11 protein-coding genes are annotated in these 13,748 nt (G+C 73.6%); 8 read left to right on the forward strand and 3 right to left on the reverse strand.

The features are described from left to right. Positions 1-51 precede the first annotated feature (51 nt). The gene (locus tag ACZ69I_RS34005) at positions 52-1,641 is read left to right on the forward strand and encodes a sigma-70 family RNA polymerase sigma factor (RefSeq protein ID WP_470836413.1); all 1,590 of its coding nucleotides are present in this window, start codon (positions 52-54) and stop codon (positions 1,639-1,641) included. Positions 1,642-1,650: 9 nt separating this feature from the next. Here the strand turns inward: ACZ69I_RS34005 and ACZ69I_RS34010 are convergent, their stop codons facing one another. Continuing rightward, positions 1,651-2,763, reverse strand: a complete 1,113-nt coding sequence (locus ACZ69I_RS34010; RefSeq protein WP_470836414.1) for a hypothetical protein — start codon at positions 2,761-2,763, stop codon at positions 1,651-1,653. Between the two features lie 295 nt (positions 2,764-3,058). Here ACZ69I_RS34010 and ACZ69I_RS34015 point away from each other — a divergent pair, with 295 nt between their 5' ends. From ACZ69I_RS34015 to menC, 4 genes are all read left to right on the forward strand, one after another. After that, positions 3,059-4,681 (forward strand): PucR family transcriptional regulator, encoded by a 1,623-nt coding sequence (locus ACZ69I_RS34015; protein WP_470836415.1) that lies wholly within the window; start codon positions 3,059-3,061, stop codon positions 4,679-4,681. A gap of 294 nt (positions 4,682-4,975) precedes the next feature. Beyond that, positions 4,976-6,058: a M20 family metallopeptidase gene (locus ACZ69I_RS34020; RefSeq protein ID WP_470836452.1), complete on the forward strand. Its 1,083-nt coding sequence runs from the start codon at positions 4,976-4,978 to the stop codon at positions 6,056-6,058. Next, entirely contained in the window at positions 6,055-6,858 is an 804-nt protein-coding gene (locus ACZ69I_RS34025; protein ID WP_470836416.1) for a GNAT family N-acetyltransferase, read from the forward strand. Before ACZ69I_RS34020 ends, ACZ69I_RS34025 begins: the two co-directional genes overlap by 4 nt. A 41-nt stretch (positions 6,859-6,899) precedes the next feature. Then, complete coding sequence (menC, locus tag ACZ69I_RS34030; RefSeq protein WP_467681883.1) at positions 6,900-7,967, forward strand: o-succinylbenzoate synthase; 1,068 nt, start codon at positions 6,900-6,902, stop codon at positions 7,965-7,967. A gap of 28 nt (positions 7,968-7,995) precedes the next feature. Here menC and ACZ69I_RS34035 read toward each other — a convergent pair whose 3' ends face one another. Next, positions 7,996-9,210 carry an acyl-CoA dehydrogenase family protein gene (locus ACZ69I_RS34035; RefSeq protein WP_470836418.1) on the reverse strand — a complete coding sequence of 405 codons (1,215 nt, stop codon included), beginning with the start codon at positions 9,208-9,210 and terminating at the stop codon, positions 7,996-7,998. A 374-nt stretch (positions 9,211-9,584) separates the two neighbouring features. Here ACZ69I_RS34035 and ACZ69I_RS34040 point away from each other — a divergent pair, with 374 nt between their 5' ends. From ACZ69I_RS34040 to ACZ69I_RS34050, 3 genes are all read left to right on the forward strand, one after another. Then, complete coding sequence (locus tag ACZ69I_RS34040; RefSeq protein WP_470836419.1) at positions 9,585-10,178, forward strand: M23 family metallopeptidase; 594 nt, start codon at positions 9,585-9,587, stop codon at positions 10,176-10,178. Positions 10,179-10,214: 36 nt separating this feature from the next. Further along, positions 10,215-11,963: an ankyrin repeat domain-containing protein gene (locus ACZ69I_RS34045; protein ID WP_470836420.1), complete on the forward strand. Its 1,749-nt coding sequence runs from the start codon at positions 10,215-10,217 to the stop codon at positions 11,961-11,963. 85 nt (positions 11,964-12,048) lie between these two features. Further along, entirely contained in the window at positions 12,049-12,915 is an 867-nt protein-coding gene (locus tag ACZ69I_RS34050) for an AraC family transcriptional regulator (protein ID WP_467681773.1), read from the forward strand. A 1-nt stretch (position 12,916) separates the two neighbouring features. Here the strand turns inward: ACZ69I_RS34050 and ACZ69I_RS34055 are convergent, their stop codons facing one another. After that, positions 12,917-13,699, reverse strand: coding sequence for a helix-turn-helix domain-containing protein (locus ACZ69I_RS34055; protein ID WP_467681775.1), 783 nt, complete (start codon positions 13,697-13,699; stop codon positions 12,917-12,919). Positions 13,700-13,748 lie beyond the last annotated feature (49 nt).

The following is a 13,748-nucleotide window of genomic DNA, read 5'->3' on the forward strand; positions in this document are numbered from 1 at the left end:
CTCCTCTACGTCGGAGGAGACAGCCCCCCACACACAGAAAGTGGTCACAGCGTGAGCAGCGAACGCCACATCGCGATGATCAGAGCGGCGCAGGACGGGAACCAGCGGGCGCAGGACGCACTGGTCGCGGAGTACCTGCCCCTCGTCTACAACATCGTCGGACGGGCCCTGAACGGTCATGCGGACGTGGACGACGTGGTGCAGGAGACCATGCTCCGTGTCCTCGGCGGCCTGGACGGGCTGCGCGGTCCGGAGAACTTCCGCAGCTGGCTCGTCGCCATCACCATGAACCAGATACGCGGCCACTGGCGGGAGCGCGCCTCGTCCGCGATACCCACCGGCGCCGGGCCCGCGGACGGGTACGACGTGGTGGATCCGGGTGCGGATTTCGTGGATCTGACCATCACGCGGCTGGGGCTCTCGGGGCAGCGCCGGGAGACCGCCGAGGCCACCCGGTGGCTGGACGAGGACGACCGGGCCCTGCTGTCGCTGTGGTGGCTGGAGTCCGCGGGCGAGCTCACGCGGGCGGAGGTCGCCGAGGCTCTCGAGCTGTCCTCCCAGCACGCGGCGGTGCGGGTCCAGCGGATGAAGGCTCAGCTGGAGACGGCTCGTGTCGTCGTCCGCGCCCTGGCGGCCACCCCGCCGTGCCCGGTGCTGCGGCAGATCACGGCCGGCTGGGACGGCGTGCCCTCGGCGCTGTGGCGCAAGCGGCTGGCCCGTCACGCCCGGGACTGCGCGGCCTGCGAGGGCCACTGGTCGAATCTGGTCCCCGCCGAGGGTCTGCTGGTCGGGCTCGGTCTGGTCCCGGTGGGCGCCGCGCTCGCCGGTCTGGTCGCCCCGCCCGACCTCGTCCGGGTCGGACACGCCGCTCCCGCTCCCGGCGAGGAGGCTCCGGTCGCGGCACGGACGCAGGCCCGCCGCGACCGCGCAAGACGCCGACGCCGTACGACCGGGGCGGCCGCCGCGGTCCTCGCGCTCGGGATCGGCGGCGCAGCGGTGCATCTGCTCACCGGACCGGAGACGGACGACAGCGCGCCGTCCACCGCCGCCGCCCCTGCCTCCGCCGCGCCCCCCGCGGCATCGAAGAGCGCCTCCCCCTCACGGTCCGCGTCCCCCAGCGCGAAGCCGTCGCCCAGCAAGTCGAAGAAGAAAGCCAGGCCCTCCCCGAGCCACAGCGCCGTCAAGCCCGAACCCAAGCCCAAGCCGACACCGAAGAAGCCCACGGCCAAGGCGCCCGAACCCGCGCCCTCGAAGCCGAGCGGCGCTGCCGCGCAGGTGGTCGCGCTGGTCAACACCGAGCGCGCCAAGGCGGGTTGCGGCCCGGTCCGGTCCAACGGGAAGCTCGCCACGGCGGCCGCCAAGCACTCCGCCGACATGGCGGCCCGCGACTACTTCGACCACACCAGCCCCGACGGCACGGACCCCGGCGACCGCATCACCGCGGCCGGATACCGCTGGAGCACGTACGGGGAGAACATCGCCCGCGGGCAGCAGTCCCCGGCGTCGGTGATGGACTCGTGGATGAACAGCCCCGGCCACCGCGCGAACATCCTCAACTGCGACTTCAAGGAGCTCGGTGTGGGCATCCACAACGGCTCCGGCGGCCCCTGGTGGACCCAGGCCTTCGGCACGGCCCTCTGACAGAGGCTCTCAGCCGACCTGCTGGGTGTGGAACTGTTCGAGGCGCCGCTGCGCGAGCAGCAGCGTGCCGCGCTGGCGTCCCGGCACCCGGCGGCGCAGGGTGACCAGGGCGGGCCCGAGGCCGCGGACGGCCTCGGGGTCGCGTACGCGGTCCCACAGGTGATGGGCGCGGTCCGCCGCGGCCTCCACCTCCGGGGAGTCGGGGGCCTGTCCCGCCGCGAGACGGGCCGACGCCACCGCGAGCCAGGTCTCGCAGCTGCGCGCCGGGTCCCCGGCGAACCTCGCCAGGTCCGCCCGTACTTCCATCCAGTGGATGGCCTCCTTCGAGCCCGGCCCGTGCATCCGCAGCGCGCTCTGCTCCCACGAGGCCGCGAGGGCCGACGCCTCGCCGTGCCGGCCCGCCTCGACGGCCGCGGTGATCGCCGCGTGCGGGTCCATGCCCGCGTCGGCCTGCTGCGGGGGATGCGGGACGGGTTCGGCGGCCGGATGCGCGCCCGGGTCGTGGACCGGCAGGAGGTCCTTGGCGTCCTCGCCGAGGCTCTGGGCGGCGGCGTGCTGGTGGAGTTGGAGCAGGGGCGGGCGGTGTCCGCTGCGCAGGATGGTCGCGAGGGCCTTCATGTACGCGGGGGTCGCGGGCGTGCGGCGCCGGGCGGGCGGCGCGATGCGGCCGTAGAGCGCGACGTCCGGGCCCGCGTCGAGGGGGTGCGCGGTGAGGGCCTGCCAGCTCTCGGGGTCGGCGTGCAGATCGGCGAGGACCGTGGTGGTGCCCGCCGGGCGCAGCCGCAGCTCCTGCGTGATCCAGTGCCAGGGGAACCCGGTGTAGCGCACGGTCGCCGTGGTGGTCCTGGCGAGCGCGACGTGCAACTGCCGCTGGCGCCGGTCGAGATGGACCTGACCGATGAGGTAGATCGTCAGGGGCCCGGGGGCCATGGCCGCCGCGCGCAGCCGGGTGAGGACGGTCTGCGGGTCCAGGGGGTCGGCCAGCTCCACGATGCTCGCGGTCGGCGTTCCGGCGAGCGTCTGGGGCGGCACCGCGGCGAGGACGGGAAGCACGGAGGCCGCGTCCACCAGTCGTCCCTTGCCCACCGGGGCAGCCGCGACGAGCAGCACCGTTCCAGGCATGGGCCCCTCCTTCTCGATCAGCACGTCAGCACCGTATCCGCATCTCACGCCGGGCGCGCCCGTCGGACGGACTTCACCGCCGACTCAGGCTCTGGGGCAGACCGTAAGGCGGGGCCGGGGCGCAGGTCCCAAGTGGGGCCGCTCGGCCGAGGTGGTGGGACCGAGCCCTGGGCCGGTTGTGGTGACCGTCTCAGCGGGTGTTCGTTCCCCGGGACGAGAACGGCCGCGTAACCTCGTACGTTCATACGGATGCGCACGACCGCGCCAGTCCTCACCTGCGGAGATGATCAGGCACATGTCGACGCCCCCCGCCCGCGGTCTGAACAGGGTGCTGGAGGACTTCGGCCGCACCCTCCTCGACCTGGTCCACGGCGACCCTTCGGCCGCGGCGGAGCTCGGCGGCGTCGGCATCCACGATCCGCACGACGAGCAGCACTACCCGGAGCGGGCCATCGTGCTCGGCGTCGGGGTCCACGGGGCCGCGGAGATCGCCGGGCTGATGCGGCGGCTCACCGGGGCGGGCGCGGCGGCGCTCGTCGTGCGCGCGCCCGTCGACGCCGCCGCACTCGAAGCCGTGTCCGCCGAGACCGGCATCGCCCTGCTGACGCTCACGCGCGGGGCCTCCTGGGCCCAACTCGCCGCGATGCTGCGGACCTTGCTGTCCGAGGGAGATGTGGGCGAGGCGGGCGACCAGACGCTGGGCGGCGTGCCCTCGGGGGACCTTTTCGCGCTGGCGAACGCGATCGCGACGCTGCTGGACGCGCCGATCACCATCGAGGACCGCCGCTCACGCATCCTTGCCTTCTCCGGGCGCCAGGACGAGGCGGACCCGGCGCGGGTGGCGAGCATTCTGGCCCGGCGGGTGCCCGAGCGCTATCTGCGCATCCACGAGGAGCACGGAGTCTTCAAGGAGCTCTACCGCAGCGAGCGGCCGGTGCACATCCCGCCGCCCGCGCTGGGCGACGAGGTCGCGCTGCCGCGCATGGCGATCGCCGTACGCGCCGGGGAGGAGATCCTCGGCTCGGTGTGGGCGGCGCTGCGCGAGCCCCTCACCCAGGAGCGGGAGGAGGCTTTCCAGGAGGCGGCCAAGCTGGTCGCCCTGCACATGCTCCGGCACCGCGCGGGCGCCGACGCCGAGAACCGGCTGCGCGCCGATCTGGTGACGACGGCGCTGGAGGGCGGCTCCGGAGCGGTCGGGGCGCTGGGCCGACTCGGCCTCGCCGACGAGCCCCTCCTCGTCCTCGCCCTGGGGCTCGAACCCGCGGCCGACGAGGACCACGCGCACCTCACGGCGGAGCGCCAACGGCTGACCGGTGCGCTTGCCGTGCATCTGACGGCGGTGCAGCCGCGATCGGCGGTGGCGCTGCTGGGAGACGTGGCCTACGCGCTGTTCCCGGTGCCGGACGACTCGGCGTTCGCGCGGGAGCGGGCCGTGCAGGTGGCGACGGACTTCCTGCAGCGCACCGGGGACCGGACGGGCGCGGTCGTCGGGATCGGCTCGGTGGCCCCCGAGCCAGCGGCTCTCGCCCGGTCACGGACCAACGCGGACCGGGCACTGCGCGTCCTGTTCAGCGGCCGCGCCGCCCGGCGGGTCGCCGCCATCGGGGACGTGTACATCGACGCGCTGCTGATCGAGATGCGGGATCTCGCGGTCGCCAACCGTGATGAACTCTCGGGCCCCATCGCCCGGTTGGCGGCCTACGACCGTGCTCACAACTCCCGGCTGGTCGAGACGCTGCGGGCCTGGCTGGACGCGTTCGGCGACGTGATCGCCGCCTCGGCGAGCATGTTCGTCCACCCCAACACCTTCCGTTACCGGATCCGCCGCGTCGCTGAGGTCGGGCAGATCGATCTCCAGGACCCCTCCGAGCGGTTCGCCGCGATGCTGCAACTGCGGCTGATGGGTGTGTACGACTGAGGGGTTTCGCGCGGCGGGAGAGTCGCCGCGCCCGGCGACGTCCAGGGCCGCTGGTGTGTCGGGAAGTCCTCGGCGGCGATCTGCTGCCAGTGATGGGCGTGCACTCGGGCTGGTCTCGAACGGCGCTACGGGCGCGGTTCGGTTCCCCGTACGAATCCGCGCCGGATGTTGTCACCTGCGTACGAACTCCGTGCCCGGCGGCCTGGCTAGCGTGGCGGTCACCCCACCACCTGGAGGAATCCCCCCGTGCAGGCCGCTCATCCCCCTTCCCGTCCCGCCCCGCAGCTCGGTGCCATGCTCGACGACCTCGAAGAACTCGTGTCCTGCGAGTCCTACTCCGCCGACCACGCCGCCGTGGCCCGCAGCGCCCGCGTCGTCGCGGCGCAGGGCGAGCGGCTGCTCGGCGCGCCGCCCCGGACGCTGGTGACGCAAGGGGTCACCCATCTGCAGTGGACTTTCGGGACGCCGCGGGTCCTGCTCCTCGGCCACCACGACACGGTCTGGCCGATCGGCACGCTCAGGACCCACCCGTTCTCGGTGCGGGACGGCGTCGCTCGCGGACCCGGCGTCTTCGACATGAAGGCCGGCCTGGTGCAGATGTTCCACGCGCTGGCCCTGCTGCCCTCTCTCGACGGCGTCTGCGTCCTGGTCACCGGGGACGAGGAGGTCGGCTCGGACACCTCCCGCGCGCTCATCGAGGACACGGCGCGCGCCTGCCGGGCCGCCCTCGTCCTGGAGGCCTCGGCGGCGGGCGGCGCCCTCAAGACCGGCCGCAAGGGCGTGTCCCACTACGACCTCACGGTCCACGGCCGCGCCGCGCACTCCGGCCTCGACCCCGAGAAGGGCGTCAACGCGGCCACGGAACTGGCCCACCACCTGCTCGCCCTCCAGCGCGTCACCGAGGCCGTGACCACCCGGACCGGGCCGGGCACGACGGTCACCCCGACGGTGATGTCGGCGGGCACGACCACCAACACCGTCCCGGCCCGCGCCGAACTGAGCCTCGACGTGCGGGTCCCGAGCCGGGCCGCGCAGGACGCGGTCGACGAACTCCTGCGCGGGCTCACGCCGCACCACCCGGGCGCCCGTCTGGAGGTCGGCGGCGGCCCCAACCGCCCGCCCCTGGACGCCGACGCGTCGCAGGAGCTGTTCGCGCTGGCCGACGAGGTGGCCACCCGGACGGGGATCGGCCCGCTGCGGCAGGCCTCGGTCGGCGGCGCGTCCGACGGCAACTACACGGCGGGCGTCGGCTGTCCCACGCTCGACGGCCTCGGCGCCGTCGGCGACGGGGCCCACGCCGACCACGAGCACGTCCTGACCGCCGACATGCCGCCCCGCGCCCAGCTCCTCACCGATCTCGTCGGAGCGATCCTGTGAGCCGCCCCGACATCCGGGAGCTGCACACGGTGGCCGAGTTCGAGTCCGTCGCGCACCTGTACGCCGGAATCTGGGGCACGGAGCCGAGCACGGCACCGGTCTCCGCGGAGGTCATGCGCGCGCTCGCGCACGCCGGGAACTATGTCGCGGGGGCGTACGAGGACGGCCGCCTCACCGGGGCCTCCGTCGCGTTCTTCGGCGAGCCCGCGGGCACCACCCTGCACTCCCACATCACCGGCGCCGTCATGGGCCGGGGCATCGGCCTCGCCCTCAAGCTGCACCAGCGCGAGTGGGCCCTGGACCGCGGCCTGAAGCGCATCACCTGGACGTACGACCCGCTCATCCGCCGCAACGCCCACTTCAACCTCACCAAACTCGGGGCACGCCCCGAGGAGTACCTGCAGTCCTTCTACGGCGCCATGGACGACGCCATCAACGGCGGCGACGAGTCGGACCGGGTCCTGGCCGCCTGGGACCTGTCGGCCCCGCGGCCGGAGACCGGGCAGGCGGGCATACGGCTGCCGGACGGCGCCGCACACGCCGTGCGCGACGACGGCGGGCGTCCCGAACCGCGGTCCACCGACGCGGAGTTCGTCCTCATCGACCTGCCGGACGACATCGAGGCACTGCGCCGCACCGACGCTCCGGCCGCCCGAGCCTGGCGCGTCGCCGTCCGGGAGTCCCTCGGCGGCCTGCTCGCCGAAGGAGCCCACGTCGTCGGCTTCCACGACCGGCGCAGCTACGTCGTCCGCCGCACCCCCGCCACCTCCGCGCCTCTGCCCACCGGGAGCAACCAGTGACCAAGACGAAGATCACCGGCATCGAGCTGCGCCGGATCGCGATGCCGCTCGTGGCGCCGTTCCGCACCTCCTTCGGCGTCGAGACCAGCCGTGACGTCCTGCTCGTACGGGTCGTCACCACCGACGGGGAGGGGTGGGCCGAGTGCGCCGCCATGTCCGAGCCCCGCTACTGCGGCGAGTACGTCGACGGCGCCCAGGACGTCCTGCGCAAGTTCCTGATCCCCGCGCTGCCCAAGGACGGTGTGGACGCCGCCGGAGTGGGCCGGGCCCTGGCTCCCTTCACCGGGCACCACATGGCGAAATCGGCCCTGGAGAGCGCGGTCCTCGACGCTCAGCTCCGCGCCTCGGGCGAGTCCTTCGGCTCCTACCTCGGGGCCGCGCGCGACCGCGTCCCGTGCGGCGTCTCGGTGGGAATCATGGATTCCGTCCCCCAACTGCTCGACGCCGTCGAGCAGTACGTCGCCGAGGGCTACGTCCGGATCAAGCTGAAGATCGAGCCGGGCTGGGACGTCGAGCCCGTGCGCGCGGTCCGCGAACGCTTCGGGGACGACCTGCTCCTCCAGGTCGACGCCAACGCCGCCTACACCCTCGTCGACGCCCAGCACCTCGCCGAGCTCGACGCGTTCGGCCTGCTCCTGATCGAACAGCCCCTCGCCAACGACGACATGGTCCAGCACGCCCGGCTCGCCAAGCTCTTGCGCACTCCCGTCTGCCTCGACGAGTCCATCGAGTCCGCCGCCCACGCGGCAGCGGCCATCTCCCTCGGCGCCTGTTCCATCATCAACGTCAAGCCCGCCCGGGTCGGCGGCTACTTGGAGGCCCGCCGTATCCACGACGTCGCCCGCGCCCACGGCGTCCCGGTCTGGTGCGGCGGCATGCTGGAGACCGGCATCGGACGCGCCGCCAACGTGGCCCTCGCGGCACTGCCCGGCTTCACCCTCCCCGGCGACACCTCCGGCTCACACCGCTACTTCGCCACCGACATCACCGAACCGTTCGTCCTCTCGGACGGCCACCTCGACGTCCCCACCGGCCCCGGCATCGGGACGGAGCCCTTGCCCGAGGCCCTCGAAGAGGTGACGACGTCGGCGGAGTGGATCGCTCTGTAGAGGCGGCCTCCCGGGGCCGCTCAGGCGTTCACCAGTCGGAGTTCTCCGCGTCGCACATGTTGAAGCCGAGCGTCGACCTGCCCACGTACCGCAGGCATTCCTCGGGGCCCGTGGGCAGTGTCGAGCAGAAGGCGGCCTCGCGCAGCAGGCGTTCCAGCGGGCCCGGTCTCCGCAGGGCTTCGGGGCCGCAGATCCGTACGGCGGCCAGGGCGAGGCGGGGGGCCAGTTCGCCGACGCAGTACTTCGCCGCGTGTACCGCGGTGTCGGCCTCCAGGGTGCCCTTCTCCTCGTCGACCAGCCGGGCGGCGGAGTAGACCAGCGAGCGGGCCGCCTTCAGGTCGACGCCGAGCCGGCCGATGTCCGCCTGGAGGGCAGGCGAGGAGCGGCGGCGCTCGTCGTCCCGCAGGAGACGGACCGTCGACCGCAGGATGGACTCGGCGATGCCCAGCTGCGCGCCGAGGCAGCCGGACACCGACCAGTGCGGCTCCCGTACGAGCCGGAACAGGGACAGCCCTTCCACACCGAGGAACAGCCGGTGCCGCGGGACGGGCACGTCGCTCATCGTCATGGTGGCGGTCCATGTGCCGCGCGGCGCGGGCGAGTTGCCGGGATCCGAGAAGGCGACGCCCTGATCGTCCTTCGCGACCACGAAGTGCGACACCCTGTCGCTGATCACGGAGCCTTCCGCGCGGGCCGCGACCACGTAGTGATCGGCGATCCCGGCGGGCGACACCGCGGACCTGATGCCTTTCAGCGCGTAGCCGTCGCCGGTGCGCCGGTAGGTGGCGCGAATGTCGCGGAGCCTGGTTCCGGTGCCCGTCTGGGACGTGGCGGAGGCGAACATGGCGCCGCTCTCCACCACTTGCGCGAAGAGCCAGGAGCGGAACCGGTCGGCGGCGACGGGCAGTTCGGATCCGCCGGTCTCGCACAGCGAGCCGATGGCCGCGTTGTGCGTGTGGAATCCGATGGCGGTCGCGGCGTCGCCGGTGGCCAGCGTCTCCAGGACCTTGGTGTAGTCGAGGAAGGACAGTCCCGCACCGCCGAACTGCCGGGGCACGAGCAGCTTCAGGAGTCCGGCGTCACGTATCAGGCGGTAGCCGCGGTGCGGGGTGAGGTGGCCCCGGTCGACCTCGGCCGCGGTGCGGGAGAGCTCCTGGGCCGTCCCGCGCACCCGGTCGAGGAGAGCCGTGGTCTCCGCGGCGTCCATGGCGTGTGTCCGGTCCTCTCCATCGACGCGTTCCACCCGGACTCCAGGAAGCGCTGCGTCGCCGGAGCGGACGCGTCCCCCTGCTCCCGTTGTCCTGACGTCGTCATGCGAGGCACAACCCCCTTGATGTGCACAGCAATACGGAAACCCGGCAAGGGTTCGTCTGACGCGACGCCCTGTCAGTATCGTCACGACATTTGAAATACGTCCAATATCTGTTCGTACTCGGCCCCAGTCCGGTCAGTTATGGGGGAATTAGTACTCCCGGCGGCGGGCGGACATGAGGGCCCTGTCCACCGGATGGCCCAGTCGACGTGCGTTCCACGGTCGCGGACGGTCTGCTGACGTAGATGGGTTACGACATAGAAAGCCCGCGCCGAGCGGGCACCACACGACGTGACGCACTGGGCATGGCAGCGGTGCTGCTGACGGGCGGGGCCTTCTCCGTGGGAGCGGACTCGCCCTGGGACGGCCCGCAGCCCGACGCCTCCTGCGCGGTCACCTACGACGCCGAGTTCGAGGCGGCCCTCGCGCAGGGCGACGCGGAGGTCCCCGAGGACGAGGCCCGCGGCCTCGAACAAGGCGGCCCGGCCCTGCGGTTCACACTTCCCCTGCGCCGCCGCTACCGGGTCACCACCCGCTACGGCGTGCGCGGCAACTGGCTCGCGGGCCACCACACCGGGGTCGACCTCGCGGTCCCGCGGGGCACCCCCGTGTACGCGGTGGGCGGCGGGGTCGTGGTGCTGGCCCGCTGGTCCGGCGCGTACGGCAACGCCGTCACGGTGCGCATGCCTAACGGGCACTACGCGGTGTACGGGCACCTCTCCCGCATCCGGGTGCGGCAGGGCACCCGCGTCGGCGCCGGTGCGCGGCTCGGCCTCAGCGGCAGCACCGGCCGCGCCACCGGGCCCCACCTCCATCTGGAGATCAGGGCCCGGCGCGGCTACGGCTCGGACGTCAACCCCTACCGGTACCTGGCCAGACGGGGCGCCCGTCTCTGGTGACGGTCCGTTGTCAGACCCTGCTGCCAGCATGAACGCATGGGATTCTTTGACGACTTGGTGCTCCCGGAGGAACCGGCCGAGCCGCTCGGCGAAGTGGTCGGGCTGGGCTCTCGTGGGGACGACGCGCCCCGCGACCGGCCGCCGGCCGACTGGTTCGCGCCGGCGTTGGTGCCCCAGCTCGCGGTGGCCGGTGCGGGACCGGCCGCCAAGGTGCTGGTGACCGGCTGGTCCGTGTGGCCGGACTCGGTCACGCTGCACCTTTCCGTGCACCGGTCGGTGGTCCGGCGGGGCGAGCGCCGCGGCCGGCAGTCGGGGCTCCGGGTGGGGCTCCTGCTGGCGGACGGCCGGCGGGTGACCTCGCTGGACGCGCCCGAGGAGGCGGTGCTCGGGCCGGCGCAGACGTATGCCGCGATGAGCTCGCGGGGAGCGGGGTCCGGGCTGGTCCCACTGGATCTCGACCCGAGCGACGACCGCGGAGCGATCTTCAGGAAGGGCGTCGACCTGTACCTGCCGGAGCTGCCGCCGCCCGGGGCGACGCGGCTGGTCGTGGAGTGGCCCGACGAAGACATCCCCGAGACCGCCACGCCGGTCGACGCCGCCGCGCTGCGCGCCGCGGCCACCCGCGCCATGGAGGTGTGGCCCGATCTTCCGGCGCCGGACACGGAGGCGGACACGGGCCCCCAGCTGATCTGGGTGGCCCATCAGGGCGGCCCGCCCGAGTTCCTCGCCCGGCCCGCGTCCGCGTACGAGCGCAGGAGGCGTCAGGAGCAGGAGGCGGCGCGGCTGCGTTACGTACCGCGGCCCGACTGGGAGGGCATGCGGTACGAGGACTGGGGCGACGCCGCACTGCTCCGCGCGCGGCTCGACGGCGGCGCACGGGCCGACGCCGTGGTCTCGTCCGGCGCCACTCCCCTGCACTTGGCCGCACAGCAGGGCGGCGCGGCGGCGGTGGCCGTGCTGCTCCCCCACGTCGCGCGGGTCGACAGGGGCGACGAGGAAGGGCACACCGCGCTGTGGCACGCCGCCTGCCGGGGCGACGAGGAGAGCGTGCGCGCGCTCGTCGCGGCCGGAGCGGACGTGTGGAGTCCGCAGACCGGCCCCTGGTCGCCGGGCCGGCTGCTCCTCACCACCGCGCTCGCACCGGTCGTCGCGGAGCTGCCGGGCGCGGTGCCGCTGCCCGCGCAGGAGCTGGCCGCCTTCCGTGCCGCGGACGCGCTCGTCGCGGCGTTCGACGACGAGGCGTGGACCGAAGGACTCGGCATCGCCTTCGTCCGCGATCTCGACGAGGAGGAGGCCGTCCGGCGGCTGGGCGCGGACCCGGCGCGCTGCCCCGACGTCACGCAGGAGCACGCCCCGTTCGACGAGGAGGACTACGACGCGTCCTTGCGCCACGTCTCGGTGACCGCCCTGCCCGGCAACCCCGGCGGCTGCGTCATCACGCAGGACGGGTACATGCCGCACGACGACGGCGTACTGCGGGCGATATCGCCGCGGACCACCGCGTATGGCATGTACTTCAACCCCAAGGGCGGCGTACACGGCACCCTCGCCAGGGACGGCCGGTGCCTGGCGTGGGAGGAGATCCTTCTCGATCCCGACGCGGCGGAACCGTCGGCGCACTGGCACTTCCGCTTCTGGCAGACCGGGCCCGGGGCCTCGTACACCGCACGCAAACTGGCATACGCCTGCGCGGCCGCCGGTCTCCGCGTCACCGACGGGCGGGCGGCCACCGAACACAGCCGCCCGCGCCGCTGGGTGGAGCTGCCGCCGGACCTCAGGCGCTGACCCGACCGCATCGGGCACAGAATGTCGGGTCCGAGACCGTACCCGCCCGTAGCGTGGTGATCGCGGGAGAGGAAGGAGACCGGACGTGCTGGAGCGGCTCAACCAGGCCATGGAGTACATCGAGCGCCATCTCGGGCAGTCCGTCGACGTGGCCGAGGCGGCGCGCGCCGCGGCCACCTCGGAGTACCACCTGCGCCGAATGTTCTCGGCGCTCGCGGGCATGCCGCTGTCGGAGTACGTCCGGCGTCGGCGGCTCACGCTCGCGGGCGCCGAGGTGCTCGCCGGGCGGGACACGCTCCTGGACATCGCGGTCCGCCACGGCTACGGCTCGGGCGAGGCGTTCGCCCGGGCGTTCCGCGCCATGCACGGCATCGGGCCCGGCGAGGCCCGGCGCACCGCGGCGACGCTCAGCTCCCAGTCCCGGATGACCTTCCGCCTCACCATCGAAGGGGGCAGCGACATGCGCTACCGCGTGGTGGACAGGCCGGCCTTCACCGTCGTCGGGCCCAAGGCCCGGGTGCCGCTGGTGCACTCGGGGCCCAACCAGGCGATCATCGATTTCGTCCGGGGCATCCCCCGTGCGGACATGGAGCGTCTGGAGAAGCTGTCCGAGCACGAACCGCGGGGTGTTCTCGCCGTCTGCGACGACCTGGACCCGAGCCGTGCCGAAGGCACCGAACTCGACTACTACCAAGCGGTCGTCACGTCCGCGCCCGCCCCGCGGGGCGCGGCCACGCTGGCGGTCCCGGCCGGGACGTGGGCGGTCTTCGCGACCTCGGGTCCGGTACCGGAAGCCATCCAGTACCTGTGGCGGGACGTGTTCACCGAGTGGTTCCCCTCGAACCCGTACCGCGCCCGCCCCGGCCCCGAGATCCTGCGTACGCGCCCTTCGGCGGACGAGGCCGAGGCGGACGCCGAGCTCTGGCTCCCCGTGGAGCGCGAGGAGGGCTGATTCAGGGCGCGCCCGCGCCCCGCCGGCCCGCGGCGAAGCGGGACGGCGGCAGGCCGAAGGCGCGGGTGAAGGCGGCGGTGAACGCCGCGGGCGACGCGTAGCCGATCCGGCCGCTGACCTCGCTGACCGAGGCGGTGCGCAGGAGCGGGAGGGCCGCGAGCAGCCGGGCGCGGCCCCGCCAGACGGCGGGGCTCTCGCCCGTCTCGGCGCGGAAGCGGCGCGTGAAGGCCCGTTCGCTCATCGCCGTCCGGGCGGCCCACACGGCGTTGGTGGCGTCGGGGTCCGGCGCGGCCAGGTACGCGCGGCAGAGCCCGGCGAGGTCGGCGGAGGCGGGGATGCCCACGTGGAAAGGGAGCGGGGCGCGCTCGGCGATCTCGTACAGGAGAAGCGCGGCGACGCTCCCGGACCGTCCGGAGAGGCTGTAGTCCGCCTCGAAATCCACGGCGGCCAGGAGCAGTTCGCGCAGCAGCGGGGGTACGTCCACGACCGTGCAGGTGGTGGGCCACCACGGGACGGCGCGCGGTTCGATGTACAGGCTCCGGGTGCTCACCCCCAGCATGCGGACCCGGTGGCGGGTGGCGGGCGGGATCAGTACGGCGCGCTCGGGCGGCACGGTCCAGGCGCCTTCGGCGGTGTCGACGGCCATGACCCCGGTGGCGCCGTAGAGGAACTGCGCCCGACGGTGCTCGTGCCAGTCCAGGACGTGGCCGGGCGGGTAGTCGGTGCCGATCGGCAGGACGGCCCGGTCGACGTGGTCGACCTCGGCCAGCGGGACGTTCTTCACCGGTCCACCGTAGTGGCCGGGACGCGAAGGAAACAGGCCGACCATCGGA

Source organism: Streptomyces sp. NPDC036815, from assembly GCF_055609205.1.